The organism is Amycolatopsis sp. NBC_00348, from assembly GCF_036114655.1.
Classification (GTDB): domain Bacteria; phylum Actinomycetota; class Actinomycetes; order Mycobacteriales; family Pseudonocardiaceae; genus Amycolatopsis.
On the sequence record NZ_CP107994.1, the window covers coordinates 5525698 to 5543992 of the forward strand.

The 18295-nt window shown below is 71.1% G+C and carries 18 protein-coding genes; 6 read left to right on the forward strand and 12 right to left on the reverse strand.

Annotation, left to right across the window (positions count from 1 at the left end; translation table 11 throughout):
- Positions 1–221: 221 nt before the first annotated feature.
- Genes OHS58_RS23570 through OHS58_RS23585 form a run of 4 tightly spaced genes read right to left on the reverse strand, consistent with a single transcriptional unit; the run spans position 222 to position 4231 of the window.
- A complete protein-coding gene (locus tag OHS58_RS23570; protein WP_328644020.1) occupies positions 222–1424 on the reverse strand; it encodes a metal-dependent hydrolase family protein in 1203 nt (400 codons plus the stop codon).
- Positions 1421–2833 (reverse strand): sodium:solute symporter family protein, encoded by a 1413-nt coding sequence (locus tag OHS58_RS23575; RefSeq protein WP_328644021.1) that lies wholly within the window; start codon positions 2831–2833, stop codon positions 1421–1423. Before OHS58_RS23575 ends, OHS58_RS23570 begins: the two co-directional genes overlap by 4 nt.
- A complete protein-coding gene (locus OHS58_RS23580; RefSeq protein ID WP_247063390.1) occupies positions 2830–3033 on the reverse strand; it encodes a hypothetical protein in 204 nt (67 codons plus the stop codon). The genes OHS58_RS23575 and OHS58_RS23580 overlap by 4 nt, the downstream gene beginning before the upstream one ends.
- A gap of 4 nt (positions 3034–3037) precedes the next feature.
- Positions 3038–4231, reverse strand: coding sequence for a M20 metallopeptidase family protein (locus tag OHS58_RS23585; RefSeq protein ID WP_247063388.1), 1194 nt, complete (start codon positions 4229–4231; stop codon positions 3038–3040).
- An 86-nt stretch (positions 4232–4317) separates the two neighbouring features.
- Between OHS58_RS23585 and OHS58_RS23590 the strand changes: the two genes are divergently transcribed.
- Positions 4318–5346, forward strand: a complete 1029-nt coding sequence (locus OHS58_RS23590) for an Lrp/AsnC family transcriptional regulator (RefSeq protein ID WP_328644022.1) — start codon at positions 4318–4320, stop codon at positions 5344–5346.
- A gap of 763 nt (positions 5347–6109) precedes the next feature.
- Here the strand turns inward: OHS58_RS23590 and OHS58_RS23595 are convergent.
- From OHS58_RS23595 to OHS58_RS23610, 4 genes are all read right to left on the reverse strand, one after another.
- Positions 6110–7075 (reverse strand): SCO0930 family lipoprotein, encoded by a 966-nt coding sequence (locus OHS58_RS23595; RefSeq protein WP_328644023.1) that lies wholly within the window; start codon positions 7073–7075, stop codon positions 6110–6112.
- Positions 7076–7121: 46 nt separating this feature from the next.
- On the reverse strand, positions 7122–8642 hold the full coding sequence (locus OHS58_RS23600) for a DUF1996 domain-containing protein (protein WP_328644024.1): 1521 nt from the start codon (positions 8640–8642) through the stop codon (positions 7122–7124).
- A gap of 324 nt (positions 8643–8966) precedes the next feature.
- The gene (locus OHS58_RS23605) at positions 8967–9761 is read right to left on the reverse strand and encodes a zf-HC2 domain-containing protein (protein WP_326947625.1); all 795 of its coding nucleotides are present in this window, start codon (positions 9759–9761) and stop codon (positions 8967–8969) included.
- A 6-nt stretch (positions 9762–9767) separates the two neighbouring features.
- Positions 9768–10331 (reverse strand): sigma-70 family RNA polymerase sigma factor, encoded by a 564-nt coding sequence (locus OHS58_RS23610; protein ID WP_247063381.1) that lies wholly within the window; start codon positions 10329–10331, stop codon positions 9768–9770.
- A gap of 229 nt (positions 10332–10560) precedes the next feature.
- On the opposite strand from OHS58_RS23610, the gene OHS58_RS23615 reads away from it, so the two are divergent.
- The 5 genes from OHS58_RS23615 to OHS58_RS23635 are packed head-to-tail and all read left to right on the forward strand — an operon-like array spanning position 10561 to position 14215.
- The gene (locus OHS58_RS23615) at positions 10561–11154 is read left to right on the forward strand and encodes a hypothetical protein (protein WP_247063380.1); all 594 of its coding nucleotides are present in this window, start codon (positions 10561–10563) and stop codon (positions 11152–11154) included.
- Positions 11138–11938, forward strand: a complete 801-nt coding sequence (locus OHS58_RS23620) for a DUF4142 domain-containing protein (RefSeq protein ID WP_328644025.1) — start codon at positions 11138–11140, stop codon at positions 11936–11938. Before OHS58_RS23615 ends, OHS58_RS23620 begins: the two co-directional genes overlap by 17 nt.
- Positions 11931–12548: a ferric reductase-like transmembrane domain-containing protein gene (locus OHS58_RS23625; RefSeq protein ID WP_247063378.1), complete on the forward strand. Its 618-nt coding sequence runs from the start codon at positions 11931–11933 to the stop codon at positions 12546–12548. The genes OHS58_RS23620 and OHS58_RS23625 overlap by 8 nt, the downstream gene beginning before the upstream one ends.
- 1 nt (position 12549) lies before the next feature.
- Positions 12550–12780 carry a ferredoxin gene (locus OHS58_RS23630; protein ID WP_247063377.1) on the forward strand — a complete coding sequence of 77 codons (231 nt, stop codon included), beginning with the start codon at positions 12550–12552 and terminating at the stop codon, positions 12778–12780.
- Positions 12773–14215 (forward strand): NAD(P)/FAD-dependent oxidoreductase, encoded by a 1443-nt coding sequence (locus tag OHS58_RS23635; RefSeq protein ID WP_328644026.1) that lies wholly within the window; start codon positions 12773–12775, stop codon positions 14213–14215. Before OHS58_RS23630 ends, OHS58_RS23635 begins: the two co-directional genes overlap by 8 nt.
- A gap of 397 nt (positions 14216–14612) precedes the next feature.
- Here the strand turns inward: OHS58_RS23635 and OHS58_RS23640 are convergent, their stop codons facing one another.
- The 4 genes from OHS58_RS23640 to OHS58_RS23655 are packed head-to-tail and all read right to left on the reverse strand — an operon-like array spanning position 14613 to position 18290.
- The gene (locus tag OHS58_RS23640; RefSeq protein ID WP_328644027.1) at positions 14613–15767 is read right to left on the reverse strand and encodes an acetyl-CoA C-acetyltransferase; all 1155 of its coding nucleotides are present in this window, start codon (positions 15765–15767) and stop codon (positions 14613–14615) included.
- The gene (locus tag OHS58_RS23645; RefSeq protein WP_328644028.1) at positions 15760–16365 is read right to left on the reverse strand and encodes a TetR/AcrR family transcriptional regulator; all 606 of its coding nucleotides are present in this window, start codon (positions 16363–16365) and stop codon (positions 15760–15762) included. Before OHS58_RS23645 ends, OHS58_RS23640 begins: the two co-directional genes overlap by 8 nt.
- A 9-nt stretch (positions 16366–16374) precedes the next feature.
- Positions 16375–17151 carry an SDR family oxidoreductase gene (locus tag OHS58_RS23650; protein ID WP_326954860.1) on the reverse strand — a complete coding sequence of 259 codons (777 nt, stop codon included), beginning with the start codon at positions 17149–17151 and terminating at the stop codon, positions 16375–16377.
- Positions 17148–18290, reverse strand: coding sequence for an acyl-CoA dehydrogenase family protein (locus OHS58_RS23655; protein ID WP_328644029.1), 1143 nt, complete (start codon positions 18288–18290; stop codon positions 17148–17150). Before OHS58_RS23655 ends, OHS58_RS23650 begins: the two co-directional genes overlap by 4 nt.
- Positions 18291–18295: the final 5 nt, after the last annotated feature.

Below are 18295 nucleotides of genomic sequence, written 5' to 3' on the forward strand. Positions count from 1 at the left end.
GCATCGGCCGTGCCCAGACGGACCACACGCGTGCTTGTACAGACGACACGCGTGACCAGACGGACGACACGCGTGCTTGTACAGACGACACACGTGACCAGACGGACGACACGCGTGCTTGTACAGACGACACACGTGACCAGACGGACGACACGCGTGCTTGTACAGACGACACACGTGACCAGACGGACGACACGCGTGATCAGGGGGACGACACGGCGTCAGACCACCCGGGTGCCGTCCTTCCAGACCTCGCGGATGTTCGAAGCCAGCCCCGGGAAGTCGTACGGGTCCCCCGATACCACCACCAGGTCCGCCCGCAGCCCTGTCTCGATGCGGCCGAGCTCGCCGTCCAGGCCCATGAGCCGCGCCGCCGAGGACGTCGTTGCCTCCAGGACGTCGCCCGGGGTCATGCCGCACGCCGCCATCAGGGCCAGTTCCTCCAGGTTCGTGCCGTGCGGGCCGACGCCGCTGTCGGTGCCCATCGCGATGCGGACGCCCGCCGCGTACGCGCGGCGCACCGAATCGCGGTGGGCCTCCACCACCTCGCGGGCCTTCGCGACGACCGACGCGGGCAGGTCGACGCCCGCGTCGGCCGCGCGGACCACGTTCACCGGGGCGATCAGCGTCGGGACCAGCCACGTGCCGTGGCCGAGCATCAGCTCGATCGCCTCGTCGTCCAGGTAGATGCCGTGCTCGATCGAGCGGACGCCCGCGCGGACCGCGTTCTTGATGCCCGCCGAACCCTGGGCGTGCGCCATCACCGGCCGGCCCTGCATCGCCGCCTCGGCGACCAGGATCTCCAGCTCCTCCGGCGTGAACTGCGAGTGCCGCGGGTCGTCACGCGGTGAGAGCACCCCGCCGGTCGTGCACACCTTCAGCACGTCCGCGCCCGCGCGCAGCAGGGTGCGGGCGACGCGGCGCATCTCGTCGGGGCCGTCGGCCGTCGCGTCCGGGCGGCCCGGGTGCGGCACCAGCAGCGGGACGCACATCCCGGACGGGCTCCACGCGTCGCCGTGGCCGCCGGTCTGGCTGATCAGCCCGATCGAGATCTGCAGCCGCGGCCCTGGGATCAGGCCGTCGTCCACCGCCTGCTTGATGCCGAGGTCCGCGCCGGAGGCGTCGCGGACCGTCGTGATGCCCAGCCCGAGCGTCGCCCACAGGTTCCGCGCGGCCTCGTAGAACTGGTAGGAAAACGGTTTCTGCACCCGCGCCAGCAGCCCGATGTCCGACACCGTGACGTGCACGTGGCAGTCGAACAGCCCCGGCAGCAGCACCGCGCCGGCGCAGTCGACGCCCTCGTCGCCGTCCAGGTCCGTCCCGACTTCGACGATCCGGCCGTGCTCGACGGCGACGTCGGCCGCCGCCGGGTCCGAGCCGGTGCCGTCGAACACCGAACCGCCGGTGAACACCGTGCGAGTCACGCCGCCTCCTGGGGAGAAGCCTGTCGTTGGACCAGAGCGGCCAGGGCGAGGACGACGACGTTCGCGCCGAGCCCGACCAAGCCCACGTTGACGGTGCCGACCAGGTGAGTGTCCACAAAGGTCAGCCAGCTGACGACGAGCTCGCCGGCGATCAGCCCGGCGAGCACCGGGCCCTTGCCGACCGGCACGCGCCGGAAGAAGCCCAGCAGGTTGGCCGGGGCCAGCTGGACCGACCCCGAATAAGTGAGCAGCAGCAGGTTGGCCAGCAGATCCGGCCGGAAGATGCCGAGCACGAGGGCAAGAGTACTCGCGACCACAACCGTGCCGTGGTTGATCCAGAACTGCTTGCGGCCACTGCGGACACGGACTATGTTGCGCGCCACCAGCGACGAGATGCCGATCAGGATCCCGGCCGCCGGGACCATCGCGGTGGCCGTCGCGGCGACCACGACGATGCCCGTCACCCAGCCCGGCAGCGCGTCCTTCGACAGCGTCAGCAGTACGCCGTTCGGGTCACTCCCTTTGGGCACCACGAGGATCGCGGCGAACCCGATGACCATCGGCAGCAGCAGGCACAGCTCGTACACCGGCATCCAGGCGTAGTTGCGCCGCAGCACCTTCGGGTCGCGCGCCGACATCAACGCCGGCCACGAGTGCGGCAGCGTCATCAGGCCGACGCCGATGGCGCTGACCAGCATGCTCGTGATGAACCAGACGTGGTCGTTCGCTCCACTGTGGACGATCAGCTTCTCGGGGTGCAGCTGCTCGATCTTGTGGAACACCGCCGGGATTCCGCCCGCGAAGTGCGTCGGCACGGCGATGATGAGCACCACCAGCGCGACCAGCATGATGCCGTCCTTGAAGTAGGACGTCGCCGCGACGCCGCGCAGCCCGGCCCACAGCACGAACGCGACGATCAGCACGCTGCCGGTCACCATGCTGAGCGTGCCGGACGCGTTGTCGCCGGTGACCAGCCGGACGATCAGGCCGAGCCCGGTGATCTGCAGCTGCAGGTAAGGCAGCACGAACACGACGCCGAGCACCGCCGACAGCGTGCCGAGCGCCCGGCTGGAGTAGCGGTCCTCGAGGAAGTCGCCCTGGGTGAGGTAGCCGCGGTCCTTCCCCATCGTCCACAGCCGTTTGGCCAGGAAGAACAGCACGACGTAGGCGATCGGCACGTACGGCAGCGCGTACATCGCGGCGACGCCGCCGGAGAACGCGAGCCCGGCCATGCCGAGGAAGGTGAAGGTGGTGAACACCTCCCCCGCCTGCAGGAACCACATGGTAATGGCGCCGAAGCGGCGGCCGCCGACGGTCCACTCCGCCAGGTCGGCGACGGGCTTGCGGCGGCCGACGAAGCCGAGCACGCCGATCAGGACGATGCCCACCAGGGTGAAGGTGAGGATCACGCGTCGTCCTCCTCCCCCGCCGCGCGCAGCAGCCGTTCCGACAGCAGCAGCGCCGGGGTGAACATCAGGCACCAGAACGCGCCCCACACGACCATCCGCGGCAGCCCGAGCCACAGCCCGGTCGTGTTGACGAACGGCAGGAACGGCATCAGGACCAGCGCGAGCACCGGGAGCAACGGCGGCCAGTGGTAGCGGCGCACGGCGTCACCCGGCCAGGAGCGCGAGCCGGCGGATCGCGAGCTCGGCCAGCAGCGCGGCGCCGTCGCCGAGCACGCTGTCGTCGAACCGCGCGCGCGGCGAGTGGTTGTCCGGCGCGGTCGCCGGGTCCGTCGGGCACGCGCCGAGGAACAGGTACGCGCCGGGCACGCGCTCGAGGACGCGGGAGAAGTCCTCCGACCCGGTGATCGGTTCGGCCATCTCGGTGAACCGCTCCGCGCCGAAGACGTCGCGGATGGTGGCCGCGACGAAGTCGTACGCGCCCGCGTCGTTGACCGTGGCCGGGTACTCGGGCTCGAACGTGACGTCGATGTCGAGGCCGTGCGCGGCGGCGATGCCGCGGCAGACCTGGACGGCGCGGTCGCCGACGCGCGCCGCCGTCTCCGGCGAGAACGACCGCAGCGTCGCCTCGAACACCGCGTCGTCCGGGATGATGTTGCGCCGGGTGCCGGCGTGGAACGTCCCGACGGTGACGACGACGGGGTCGAAGACGTCGAAGGCCCGCGTCACCATCGTCTGCAGCGCGGTCACCATCTCGCAGGCGGCCGGGATCGGGTCGCGCGCGTCGTGCGGGGACGAGCCGTGGCCGCCCTCGCCCCGCACCCGGACGGCGAGCGCGCCGGAAGCCGCCATGAGCGTGCCAGGGCGGGCGGTGAACTGGCCCTTCGCGTAGCTCGCGGCCGAGACGTGCAGGCCGTACGCGGCGTCGACGTGCTTGCCGGACGCCGTCAGGACGCCTTCCTCGATCATGTGGCCGGCGCCGTCCCAGCCCTCTTCGCCGGGCTGGAACATGAACACGACGTCGCCGGGCAGGTCGGCTTTGCGGGCGCAGAGCAGCCGGGCCGCGCCGACCAGGCCCGCGGTGTGGAGGTCGTGGCCGCAGGCGTGCATGGCGCCGTCGAGCGTCGAGCTGAACTCCTCGCCGGTCGCCTCGGTCACCGGGAGCGCGTCCATGTCCCCGCGCAGCAGGACGGTCCCGCCGGGCTTGCCGCCGCGCAGGACTCCGGTGATCGACGAGAGGTTCTTGCCGACGCTCAGTTCGAGGTCGAGGCCGTCGAGGGCGGCGAGGACGCGCTCCTGCGTGCGCGGCAGGTGCAGGCCGATCTCGGGGATGCGGTGCAGGTCACGGCGCAGAGCGACCAGATCGTCGAGCAGGACGGCGGCGTCGGAGCGCAGGGTCATCCGCCGATCATGCGAGAGTCGAGCACAATGGCGGGAGAAAATCCTCAAAACCACCGTTTCGAGGGCTGATGAGCGAAGAATCCGCCATGTTGGACGAGCAGGACCTCAAACTGGTCGACGCGCTGCAGGCGGCGCCGCGGGCGTCCTGGTCGACGCTCGGGAACGCGCTCGGGCTGGGCGCGGTGACCGCCGCCCGGCGCTGGGACGGCCTCGTCGAACGCGGGGACGCGTGGCTCACCGCGTACGCGGGCGGGGAGCTCACCGCGCAGCTCGCGCTGGCGTTCGTCGAGATCGACTGCGCGCCCGGCGCGGCCCTGCGCGTCGCCGACGCGCTGGCCGCCGACGTGCACGTCGTCACCGTCGAGTACCTCGCGGGGCCGTTCGACCTGCTCGCCCACGTCGTCGCGCCGACGTTGCGGGAGCTGGGCGCGCACGTGCTGGACCGGGTGACGGCGGTGCCGGGCGTGACGCGCGTGCGGACGGTGCTGTCGCCGCGGATGTTCACCGAGGGCAGCCGGTGGCGGGTGCGGGCGATCTCGCCCGGGCAACGGGAAGCGCTGACGCCGAAGCCGGTGCGCCACCGCGCCCCGCTGCGCTTCGACGACGCCGACCGGGCGCTGATCCTGGCGCTCGGCGTCGACGCGCGGGTGTCGGCGGCGGCGCTGGCGGCCGAGCTCGGCGTCGGGGCGACGACCGTGCGGCGCCGGCTGGACGCGCTGCTGGCCCGGGGCGCGATCCGCGTCCGGTGCGAGATCGCGCGGTCGGCGTCGCCTGCGCCCGTGACCGTGACGCTGTGGCTGCGGGTCCCGCCGGACAAGCTGGAGACGACGGCCCGGTCGCTGGCGATGCTGCCGGAGGTCCGGATGTGCGCGGCGGTGTCCGGCGAGGCGAACCTGATGCTGGTGGTGTGGCTGCCGACGCAGCACGACACGGTGGCGCTGGAGAGCCTGATGGCCGCGAAGCTGCCGTGGCTGGAGATCGCCGGGCGGGCCGTCACGCTCCGGAGCGTCAAGCTGATGGGCCGGCTGCTCGACTCCACCGGCCGGGGCATCGGCCGCGTCCCGCTGGACTTCTGGGCCGCGGTCCCCGTGCCGGAGCACGGGGACCGCAGCTGAGCCGGTCCGGAGGATGGGGGGTGAGGTGGAGGGAAGCATCCACCGGACCGGGGATTTCGGGGCCGGCGACCGAGGGGGCGGTCGCCGGAGCCGGATCCGGGCGGAGCGTGGAAGTTCCGACGCCGGATGCGCGTGACCGGAAGCGGATCTCGCGTGTCTGGGGACGTGACTCGCGTGATGGAAGACGTAAGTCGCGTGTCCAGAGGGGGATCTCGTGTGTCTGGAAGGGCATCTCGCGTGATTGAAGAGGCATCACGCGTGATTGGGGGGTCGACTCGCGTGATTGGGGGGTCGGGTTGGGGGGGTCCGGGCCGGCAGGTTGGGGGGTGAGGTGGAGGGAAGTCGCCTGCCGGGCCGGGACCTGAGGGGCGGGGTCTGCACCCGCCGTTTCCTCCTTTGTCTGATCCGTGGGGATCGTTGTGGGGGAAGGAATCCCGGACCGGCGGACGTGGGGGGGTGAGGTGGAGGGAAGACGTCCACCCGGCCGGGGCTCGGGGGGCGGGACCGGGGTCCCGCGTATTTCGGGGGTGGTGCGGACCCGGCCCGGCGGACTTTGGGGGGTGAGGTGGAGGAAGCGTCCGCCGGACCGGGTCTCGCGTTACCGCACCGGCCTGGTGGGCAAGGGGGTGAGGTGGAGGGGAAACACCCACCGGGCCGGAACTCACGACCGGGACCGTGGTCCCGGGTACTGCTACCGGCCCGGCGAACGGGGGGGGGGTGAGGTGGAGGGAAGTGTTCGCCGGGCCGGGGATCGTGGGGCGGGTCAGTACCCGCCAGATGACGCTGCCGCAACCTGCTGGGCGTCGGGTCTGCGGGCCGGGTCGACCTTGCAGCCGCTGGGTTCCACGGCGTACCAGGTGTTCCCGACGCCGTGCCCGCTGGCTTCGCCGGGCGCGCCGTCCTTGCTGTAGGTGTAGACCGGCCAGCCGCCGACGGTCACCTGCATGGTGCCGTCCGGGCGCCGGATCTGGCCGATGAGGCCGGTGTCGACGCTCTCGGCGACGGTGATCCGGCCGTCCACCCGCACCGGCGGCCACGTCTTCGCGCAGGCACCGTCGCAAGTGGACTCGCCGGAGTCCTTGCCGTCCTTGGTGAACAGGTAGAGCGTGTCGCCGGCCTGGTCGGTGAGCACCGGGCCGAGGCCGCCGACGTCGGTGGTGCCGATCGTCGTCGGCTTGGCGGGTTCGGTGGCCGGGGCGCCGCTCTGGCCGGCCGCCTTCCCGCCGGTCGGGGTGATCGCCGCCCAGTCCGCGCTGACGTTCTGGCCGAGCGCGATGCCCCGGCCGGTGTCCTTGGCGTACCGGTAGACCGGCCAGCCGCCGACGGTCACCTGCCGCTGCCCGCCGGGTCTGGTGACCTCGCCGACGAGCTGCGCGTCCACGCCGGCGGCGAGCGCCGGGGCGTCGGAGACCAGCGGGGGCCACGTTTCCGCGCAAGCGCCGTCGCAGACGGTCTTCGGGGGCTTGGCGCTGTCCTTCGCGTACCGGTAGAGCGTGTGACCTTCGGCGTCGGCCAGGACCGTGCCGAGACCCTCCACTGTGGACGCGACGAGCTGGACCTGGCCGGCACCGGCCGGAACCGTGCTCGCCGGTTGCTGCTGCTGGAGACCGAGTGCCGCCGGCTGCACGTTGGTGCCGGACGTGGCGTACGGATTGGTCCCGCAGGCCGTGACCAGCGCGAGGCCGGCGACGGCGAGCAGAGCGGCAGCGACCGGGCGAGCACGGTTCATGACGTTCACCCTTCCTGGAGCGATGACCAGTGGAGACAGTGGAGCGTTATTCCGCGCAGGCCTTGCCCGAGTTGACGCAGTTGACGAGGCGGTTCATGATCTTCTTGCTCATCACGTTGCCGAAGTCGTCGTGGTCGGAGCGCGGGTTGTGCTTCTCTTGCGCGAACGCGTCCACTTTGTACTGGCCGTTCTGCTGGACGTCCTGCGGGACGTCGTAGACCAGCGTCACCTGCAGCTGCGGGATGTTCTTGAACCCCTGCGGGCACTTGCCCTGCTGGTCGGCGAACACCACGTGGGTGCGGTGGTTCGCGCTGTCGGTGTTCTTGCCGTCCCAGCAGTTCGGGAAGGCGTGGATCCGCTCCACCTTGCTGCCCGCCGGGCAGATCGGGTAGAGGTCGGTCAGCCGGTCCTCGAACCCGGTGCAGGTCCAGCTGGGCCGGGCGTTGGCCGGGCCGTTGGTGCTCTGCTTGGCGTCACCGTAGAGGATCTTCAGGCCGAGCGGCATCGCGACGACGTTCCTCGCGCCACCGCCGATGAACTTCAGGGTCGCGGACTCCGGTTCGACGATCTCGCCGTCGTTGTCGCCGACCTCTTCGTTCGCACCCTCGGGGCCACCGAGCTCGCCGTCGGCCGGCGGTGCCGCGACGGTGCTGCTCTGGTTGCCGTTCTGGCCGCCGTTGTTCTGGCCACCGTTCTGGCCGCCCTGGTTCTTGCCGCCGCCATTGTTGTTCTGGCCGCCGTTGTTCTGGCCGCCGTTCTGGCCGCCGCGCCGGCGGTCCTGGCCCTGCTGCTGGTTCTGACCGTCCTGCTGCTGGGCGTTCTGGTCACCGCGCGTCGCGCCGCCACCGGTGTTCTTTTTCTTCTGCTGACCGTTCTGGTCCTGAGCGTTCTGGTCCTGAGCGTTGGGGTCCGCGTTCGGGTCGGCGGCGTTGGGGTCCGCGTTCGGGTCCGCCGCCGCCTGGTCCTGCGCGTCCTGGCCCTGTCCGGCAGCGTCGGCCGCCTGGGCGTCCGCCGCGCTCTGGTCCTGCTGGACGTCGCCGGTCTTGCCCTGCTGCTCCTGATCGGCCTTCTGGTTCTCGCTCTCGTTCGCCGCGTTGTCCTCGCGGTCGATCCGGATGACCGGCCAGAAGTAGGCGGACTGGTCGCCGTTCTTGCAGGTGGTGTCACCGGCGAGCAGGCTCTTGAGGCTCGAGTCGGCGTCGGTGGTCACGTTGCCGACGTAGTCGTGCAGGTGCTGCGCACCGTTCTTGATCCCGGGCTGGGCGATGAAGTTGTCCGGGTTGTGGTGGGCGCCGTCGGCGTTCGTTCCACAGTCGACGGTGAAGGAGCCCTGCGCACCCTTCTTCTTCAAGGCCGCGTTGACGTTGTTGCCGGCGGGAACCTTGTTGATGTCGATGAAGAACGACGGGTCTGCGGGGTCCGCGCTGGCCTCGCCCGTGCGGCCCGTCGAGACCGCGACGGCGAGTGCGCCGACGGCGATCGCCAGGCCGAGCGCGCCCATCGCGATCTTGGTTCGACGGGCAACACGATGCTTGCCCGTCACGGGGGACCGAGAATTCCGGGGCATGGACTAGTTCACCTCGTTCGTTATTCCGGGCGCGCCGAACAGCGCGGCAGCCCGGGCAAGAACTACCGATAATTGAGGTCGTGATTGGTGCGGAACCCGGGGGAAGTGCTGACCGGGGCCTGCCGCCGTGCGTTCCGGCGTCGCTGCCCGGTGCCACTCGGTTCCGGCTCGGGGGCTATCGGGTGCATCGGGGGATGCATTGGGGGATACGGACGCTGGTGGCGTGAGGTTCAAAAGCGACCGGCCCGTTATCTTTTCGTTATCTAACGCCGCGCAACCGGACAGCATTCACCCAGGTCACCGGGGATCGGCGGGAAAAATGATTTAACGCTGCACCATGACGAGGACGGTGCCGTCCTCGCCACGGACCTCGAACCGGCCGATCTGGTCCATCGTCATCGACGTGGACCCCTGCAGCCGCAGCGGTTCGGGTGAGCCGGGAATGCCGAAGCCCTTGGGCGGCACCGACCAGCCGGTGACGACGCGCTCCTCGCCCGCGGCGGAGATCGCGACCAGCTGGCAGTTGAGCGGCCCGACGATCCCGCGCAGCTCGAGCTCGACCCGGCTGCCCCACTCGACGGGCAGCACGGTGACGAGGGCGTTGACGGCCGACCCGCCGCTGCCGCGGCCGTAGGTCTGGCCGCCGCCGGGCGGCCGGCTCGTCGACGCGGCGGACGGCGGTGGTGTGGACGTCGCGGGGACGCTCGTCACCGCGGACGCCGGCTTGCCGCTCGGCGCCGACAGGGAGGCGGGCGGGACGGCGTCGGCGGGCCGGACGGCGAGCGTCACGAGCGGGCCGGCGATGACGAGCGCGGCGGCCGCGGTGCCGGCGATGATGCCGGCCCGGCGCCGGCGCCGGCGCTTCACGGACGCCTCTTCCATCAGGCCGCGCAGCACGCGGGGCCCGGGGGCGAGGGTGCGCGGGCCTGGGGCGGGCATCGGGGGCTCGGGCCAGCTGCGCTTGACGAGGTCGAGCACGTCCGGCAGCTGGTAGAGCTCGATCAGGTCGAGCTGGCAGTTGGGGCAGTTCATCAGGTGGGCTTCGAACTGGTTGTTCTCGGCCTCGCTGAGGACGCCGAGCACGTACGCGGCGACGTCGGTGTGTGCGGACCCGGCCACCTCAGCTCACCCCCGCTCGCGCAACGCTCGGCGCAGGGCGCGGACGGCGTGGTGGATGCGGGACTTGATGGTGCCGGGGGGCACGCCGAGGGTCGCCGCCACCTCGTTCACGGTCCGATCGCGCAGGTAGGTCTGCTGGATGGCCTCCCGCTGCTCGGGCGAAAGCCCCTGCAGCGCCTCGTAGACGATCATCGCGGCGAGCGTGCGGTCCGACTCGTCGGACACCGTGATCGCGTCCGATTCGATCTCTTCGAGCTCCTGGGGACGGACGCTGCGGCTGCGCCAGCCGTCGATGACGGTCCGCCGGGCCACCGTGAACAACCACGCGCGCAGCATCTCCGGCCGGCGGTCCAGCTTGTCCGCGTTCCGCCACGCCTTGATCAGGGTCTCCTGCACGACGTCTTCGGCCCACTGCCGGTCGTGGCCGGTCAGCCGGAGCGCGAACGCCATGAGGGACCCACCGAACTCCTGGTAGAGCGCCTTCGCCAGATCATCGGAGGCGTCGTTCGGCTCGACAACGACGCCTTCTTGATCTTCGACGGGTCTCAGCGCTCGAGTGTGCCGTCCCACGCGGGACATCCTGGTGTGCCGGAGGCCCGGCGTCCAGTACCAAATGAGCCCGAAAGTTTTTTGAACCGTTTCCGGACCGTGTCCGTATCCCCTACCGAAGACCCCCGACAAGCGTTGTCCCCCGCAACGCTCCGCATCCACCCCGGACCAGTCGTCCACAGTGGATCTTCCGCGCGCTTTTTCGTTGCACCCCCGGCAACAGCGCGTAGTCATGCCCCACGGAGGAGCAGTGATCCGCATTCCCCGACCGGTGGTCCCCGCCGCCGTGTGCCTCACCGCACTCGCTCTGCTCACCGCCTGCACCGCCGGCGCCGCGACCACTTCCGGCGGCTACGCCGCAGGTGGGGGCGCCGGCATGCAGATGCCCGGCCAGCAGGCCCCGATGACCCTCGCCATGCCGCAGCCGATCACGGCCAACCCGAACGACCCCGCGAAGAGCCAGATCCGCGCCGCCAAGACCTTCGACCTCGGGCTCATGCTCGTCGACGGAACCGGCTACACGATCTACCGCTACGACCGGGACTCGTCCGACCCGTCCCGGTCGAACTGCACCGGCGCCTGCGCGACCAAGTGGATCCCGGTCAACGTCGGCGGCCCCGCGCCGATCGACGTCGACCCGTCCCTGATCGGGCAGCTCACCCGCGACGACGGCAGCCAGCAGCTCACGCTCGCCGGCTGGCCGCTCTACCACTTCACCGGCGACAGCGAACCCGCCGACACCTCCGGCCAGGGCGCCGAGCAGGCGTGGTACCCCATCGCGCCGGACGGCAAGAAGATCACGCTCACCCAGGACGAGTGGAGGCAAAATGCGTTCGGCCTCTGAGTTCGCCGCGCTGGAGCTCGACCCGCCGTCGCACCTCGAACGCTCCCGGCCGCTGGTCCGGATCCTGTTCGTGGTGGTCGCGGTGCTGGCGCTGCTCGCGCCGGGCTCGGCCTCGACGGCCCAGACCACGGCCGTCTCCCCCACCGACTCGGTGCTGCTGACCAAGGTCCGCCAAGCCGGTCTGTGGGAGATGCCCTCCGGCATGATGGCCATGCAGAAGGGCAGCCCGCTGGTCAAGGAAGTCGGCTTCGCGATCATGATGGATCACGGCCGGCTCGACGTCGCGACCCGCGCGCTGTCGGCGAAGCTGAACTCGCCGGTGCCCGACCAGCCCTCCGACGAACAGCGCGGCTGGCTGCTCGAAGAGATGAACGCGGCCCCCGGCCCGGCGTTCGACCGCGTCTTCGCCAACCGGCTGCGCGCGGCGCACGGCCAGGTGTTCGCCATCCTCGCGCAGCTGCGGGCCGGCACCCGCAACGACGACGTGCGGGCGTTCGCGACCGTCGGCAACCAGGCCGTGATGCGGCACATGACGATGCTCGAGAGCACCGGGATGGTCGACTACACCGCCCTGCCCGAGCCCGCGGTGTCCACCACCGCGGCACCCGCCGGGGCTCCCCTCGGCCTCGACACGTCCCAGATCGCCGTGGTGGCGGCCCTGTTCCTGCTGGTCGGTGGCGGCCTGTTCTACGTGCTGCGCCAGATCAAGGGCAACCGCAACCGCGGCCGCACCCGGACCTCGTCCCGGCCCGCCGGAGTGAGAACCGGGGGCAGTCATGGTTGAGACCTGGCACGACGCGACGATCCTGATCACCCAGCAGTTCCAGCCGAAGACCGACCCGGCGGCGCGCGGCCTCGCGGCCTTCGCGGCCCGGGCGTCCTACGCGGCGATGATGCTGACCCTCACCTGGGGCGTGCTCACCGCCACGGGCTGGGTGCGTTCGGTCACCGGCCGCAAGGCGCTGCGCAGCTCGCACATGGTCCTCGCGACCGGCACGCTGATCTTCGGCGGCATCCACGCGCTGGGCTTCTTCTACCTGACCATCCAGCCCTACAGCCTGCAGTACCTGTTCCTCCCGTTCCTGTCCGGCCAGGAGGTCCGGCACAGCATCGGCATCGTCGGTTTCGAGGTCATGGTGGCCATCGCGCTCACCGCCGGCCTGCAGCGGTTCACCTCCTACCGCCGCTGGCTGTGGCTGCACCGCTGCGCGTACCCGGCCGTCGCGCTGACCGCGTTGCACGCCTGGTTCGGCTCGATCGCCAACGGCCACCTCGCGGTCGTCTGGCTGGGCGGCATCACGCTGCTCATCCCGGCCGCGACGCTGTCACTGCTGCGGTTCATGCCGGCCCGCACCCTCGAACGCATCGGACTCGTGGAAGAGCAGGTGGCTTGACATGCCGCTCCGTTTGCCCGGTGGCGGGCCCCGGATCAGCGTCGACAACGATCGCTGCGAGCTCTACGGCATCTGCGCCATGGAGGCGCCGGACGTGTTCGACCTCGGCCAGGACGGCCGGCTGCGCTTCCGCACGCGGCTGCTGGACGAAACCACCATGGAACAGGCGAAGATGGCCGCTCGCTGCTGCCCGATGCAGGCGGTCGTGATGAGAGGGGACCTCGATGGCTGACGGCGACCGGATCGTCATCGTCGGTGCGGGTGTCGCGGGGTTGCGCGCCGCGGAACGACTGCGGGAACAGAACTTCGACGGTGAGATCGTGCTCATCGGCGACGAGGCCCGGCGCCCCTACCACCGGCCGATGGTCTCCAAGGCCTTGGTGATGGGCACCGAACGGCCCAGCGACGTGGGCCTTTCGCACTACCTGCCGGACCTGGACGTGCACTGGCGCCTCGGCGCGCGCGTCACGCACCTCGACACCACCGAGCGGGTCGTGCACCTGCCCGGCGGCGAATCCCTCTGGTACGACGGCCTGATCGCCGCGACCGGCGTCTACCCGCGGCACCTGCCCGGGTCGCCGCGGCACGACCCGCGCGTGCGGATCCTGCGCACGGTCGAGGACTCGATGGCGGTGCGGCGCTGCCTCAACGCCAGCAAGAAGCCGGCCGTCGTGATCGGCGCCGGCCTGATCGGCAACGAGTTCGCCGCGAGCATGCGGCACATCGGCCGGGACGTCACGCTGATCGGCCACGCGAAGGCGCCGCTGCACCGCTTCGGCGACCGCGTCTCGAGCGGCGTCGTCGAGGCGCACCACGAGCACCGCGCGAAACTGTCGATGAAGAGCGAAGTGCGGCACTGGATCAGCACGAAGGACACCGTCGGGCTGCACCTGACGAACAACCAGCTGCTGGTCGCCAGCGTCGTCGTGCTCGCCATCGGCAGTGTCCCGTCGGTCGACTGGATGCGCGGCTCCGGCCTCGACATCAGCGACGGCGTGCTGTGCGACTCGAAGCTGTTCGCCGAGGGCGCGTCCGACGTCGTCATCGCCGGTGACATCGCGCGCTGGCCGAACCTGCGCTTCGACGAGACCCCGCGGCGGGTCGAGCACTGGATCAACGCCGTCGAGTCGGCCCGGCACGCGGCGGACAACCTGCTGCTGGGCCAGTCGAGCGCCAAGCCGTTCACCCCGCTCCCCCGGGCGTGGTCGACGCTGTACGACACGCGGCTGCAGATGTGCGGCATGCCTTCGCTGGCCGAAGACACCGTGACGCTGGCCGATGGCATCACCGGCTTCATCCGCGACGGCCGGCTCGTCGGCGTCTCCTCGTGGGACAAGCCGCGGGCCATGCTCGACTGGATGGCCGAGCTGGACCGCCGCCTGCCCGCCCCGGACTTCGTCCCGGAGCCGGAGCCCGCTCCCGCGGCGGCCGAGGTCCCGGCGGTCGAACCGTCGATCGCGGCTTTGGCGGCCGAGGTGCCGCCGGAGTTCGAGAGCGGCTTCGACGCCCAGGCCTTCGAGCGCGAGTTCGAGAGCGAGTTCGCGAACAACATCCCGACCACCGCGTTCGCCGCGCAGTCCCTGCCCGCACCCCCCACGACGGCGTTCGCCGCGCAGTCGCTGCCGGCGGAAGCGCTGCCGACGATGGCCATCCCGATGGGGAGGTAGAAGACGGGGGCGAGGCTGCGCGCGGCGGCCCTCGTCCCTCGGCCGGTCACCACACACCCTCCGCGGCTGGGTGGCGTGGTGACCGGCCCCCACAACAGCGTCCCCCTGCCCGCCTCGCGCCCGGACTCGGGCCGAGCGTCCGGCGGGCCAGGAGAGGGCCATCCCGAGGGAACCCGACACCCCTCGAGATGGCCTTCTTCCGGCTCGCCGGACGGGGGTCCGGGGTCGTGCGCCACGGCGGTCCGCCGCCGGGGCGTGTGCCTCGTGAAGGCCTTCCCGCCGGAAGGGTATGCCGGCGGGAAGGTCTTCACGGGGACTGAGTGCACAATCGGGGTTGCACCGGCCAGGGCCGGTTCGAGGGAACGGGAACCTTCGAACCGGCCTTCGCTGTGCCCCGTCAGGTCAGGTTTTCGACGATGGTCACGTTGGCCGTGCCGCCTCCTTCGCACATCGTCTGCAGCCCGTAGCGGCCGCCGCGGCGCTTCAGCTCGTGGACCAGCGTCGCGAACAGCTTCGTGCCCGACGCGCCGATCGGGTGCCCGAGCGCGATCGCGCCGCCGTTGACGTTCACCCGGGACGGGTCGGCGCCCGTCTCGTCGAGCCATGCGAGGACCACGCTCGCGAACGCCTCGTTCACTTCGAAAAGATCGATGTCACCGATCGTCAACCCGGTGCGACGCAACGCGTGCGCGGTCGCCGGGATCGGGCCGGTGAGCATCCAGACCGGGTCCGCCGCGCGGACCGACAGGTGGTGGATGCGGGCCATCGGCGCACACCCGTGGTCGCGCACGAATGACTCGGACGCGATGAGCGTCGCGCTCGCGCCGTCCGAGATCTGGCTCGCCACCGCCGCCGTGATACGCGATTCCGGGGACAGCGGTTTCAAGCCCGCCATCCGTTCCAGGGAAGTGTCGCGGCGCGGTCCTTCGTCCTTGCCGAATTCTCCGTAGGGCGCTATTTCGTCGTCGAACAATCCGCCGTCGGACGCCGCCGCCGCGAGCTGGTGACTCCGCAGGGCGAATTCCTCCATCGCGACGCGGGAAATGTCCCAGTGCCCGGCGATCATGTCCGCGCTGCGGAACTGCGACACCTCATTCGCGCCGAAGCGTTCCTGCCAGCCTTTCGAGCCGGAAAACGGATCGTCGAACCCGTATTCGCGCCCGGCGAGCATCGCCGCGCCGATCGGGATCGCACTCATGTTCTGCACGCCGCCGGCCAGCACCAGGTCCGCCGTGCCGCTCAGCACCGCCTGCGCCGCGAAGTGCACCGCCTGCTGGCTCGAGCCGCACTGCCGGTCGACGGTCACCCCCGGCACGTGCTGCGGGTACCCGGCCGCCAGCCACGACGTCCGCGCGACGTTGCCGGCCTGCGGGCCCAGGGTGTCGACGCAGCCGAAGATGACGTCTTCCACCAGTTCCGGGTCGACGCCGGTGCGCTCGACGACCGCGCGGATCACGTGCGCGCCGAGGTCGGCCGGGTGGACCGCGCTCAGCGCTCCGCCGCGCTTGCCGACCGGCGTCCGCACCGCGTCCAGGACATACGCTTCAGCCACGCCGCCTCCGCTTGTTCGTTCCGATGCCGTCGAGCAGGATCCCGAGGTACTGCTCCGCGACGTCCTGCGCGGTGAGCGCGCCGTCGGGGTTGTACCAGCGCACGGCCACCCACACCGTGTCGCGGATGAAGCGGTAGGTCAGCTCGACGTCGAGGTCCGCGCGGAAGACGCCGTCCGCCACGCCGTCGGTGAGGATGCCGTTCCACAGCTTGCGGAACTCGGCGTTGCGGTCGTTGAGGTAGGCGAACCGCGGCAGCTGCATGAGGTGCTTGGCCTCGTTCTGGTAGATCGCGACCTGCGCCGGGCGCCGGTGGATCGAGTCGAACGACGCCACGACGACCGCTTCGAGCGTCTCGCGCGGGCCGAGCCCCTGGGCGACGATCTCGGCGTAGGAGCCGAACAGCTCGTCGAGGAAGCCGGTGAGGATCTCGTCGGCCATCGACTCCTTGGAGTCGAAGTGGTGGTAGAGGCTGCCCGAGAGGATGCCCGCGGCGTCGGCGATGTCGCGCACGGTGGTGGACACGTACCCACGCTCGGCGAACAGCCGCGCGGCCAGGTCCAGCAGCTCCGCACGGCGACTGTTCTTCACGGGACTCATCGGGGCACCTCACGCACGTTGCGAACTCACGGACACGACCTCGCCGGTGAGGTAGGAGGAGTACTCACTGGCCAGGAACACGATCACATTCGCCACTTCCCACGGTTCCGCCGCCCTCCCCGAAACCTCGCGGGCGGTGAGTTCTTCGAGCAGCTCGTCGCTGGTCACCTTGGCCAGGAAGGGGTGCATCGCCAGGCTGGGGGCGACGGCGTTGATCCGGACGCCCAGCGGCGCGGCGTCGACGGCGGCACACCGCGTCAGGGCCATCACGCCCGCCTTGGCCGCCGCGTAGTGCGCCTGCCCGCCCTGGGCGCGCCAGCCGAGCACGGACGCGTTGTTGACGATCGCGCCGCCGTCCCCCTGCGCGGCGAACCGGCGCAGGGCCGCGCGGGTGGCGCGGAAGGTGCCGTTGAGGGTGACGTCGAGGACCCGCGTCCACTCCTCGTCGGTCATGTCCACCAGGGACTTGGTGCCGCCGAGCCCGGCGTTGTTGACGACGACGTCGATCCGGCCGAACCGCTCGACACTGCCGTCGATCAGCGCCTGTACCTGTTCTTCGTTGGTGACGTCGCACGGGATCGCGTGGACGTCGCCGAGGTCCGCCAGCTCCGCGGCCTTCTCGCCGAGACGGCGTTCGTGCCAGTCGCTGACGACGACCTTCGCGCCCTCTTCGAGCGCGCGTTTCGCCGTGGCCGAGCCGATCCCGGTGCCGGCCGCGGCCGTCACCACGACCACCTTGTCCCGCAGCAGGTTCGCGCCCTCGGGGTACTTCGGGACGGTGATCACGGGCGCGCCTCCCGGGGCAGGCCGAGCACGCGCTCGGCGATGATGTTCCGCTGGATCTCGTTGGAGCCGCCGTAGATCGTGTCGGCGCGGGTGAACAGGTAGAGCCGCTGCCAGTCGTCGAGCCCGCCGGGGGCGAGCAGCCCGGCCGCGCCGCGGATCGCCATGGCCAGCTCCCCGAGCGTCCGGTGCCAGTTCGCCCAGACGAGCTTCGCGACCGACGCCGTGCCGGGGCCGGTGTCGCCGAGCGTGCGGATCGCGTGCGCACGCATGACTTCCAGGCCGAGCCAGGCCCGGTCGACGCGCTCGGCGAGCACCGGGTCATCGAGCGCGCCGGTGCTCCGGGCCAGGTCGGTCACCGCCGTCAGCTCGCGCCGGAACCCGACCTGCTGGCCGAGGGTGGCGACGCCGCGTTCGAAGGCCAGGGTGCCCATCGCGACGCGCCAGCCGTCACCCGGCTCCCCCACCGCCAGGTCACGCGCGGTGCGGGCGCCGTCGAAGAAGACCTCGTTGAACTCCGCCGTGCCGGTCAGCTGGACGATCGGGCGAACGTCCACTCCGGACTGTCGCATCGGGACGAGCAGGTAGGACAGTCCCTTGTGGCGTTTCGAGCCGGGTTCGGTGCGCGCGACGACAAAGCACCAGTCGGCGTGCTGCGCCAGCGACGTCCAGACCTTCTGCCCGGTGACCACCCACTCGTCGCCGTCGAGCCGGGCCGACGTCGAGACGGCGGCGAGGTCGGAGCCCGCGCCGGGTTCGGAGTAACCCTGGCACCACAGTTCTTCGGCGGCGACGATCGGCGGCAGGAACCGGCGCTGCTGTTCCGGGGTGCCGAACGCGATGAGCGTCGGGCCCAGGAGTTCCTGGCCGAAGTGCCCGACCTTGGCCGGGGCGTCGGAGAGGGCGTACTCCTCGTGGAAGACGACCTGCTGCTCGAGGGTGGCGCCGCGGCCGCCGTGCTCGACGGGCCAGCCGACGCAGTTCCAGCCGCCGGTGGCCAGTTCCCGCTCCCACGCCAGGCGCTCTTCGAACGCCTCGTGCTCACGGCCGGGACCGCCGCGGCCGCGCAGCTTCGCGAAGTCGCCGCGCAGGTGTTCGGCCAGCCAGGTCCTTACTTCGTCACGGAAGTCTTGGTCGGGCACCGTCA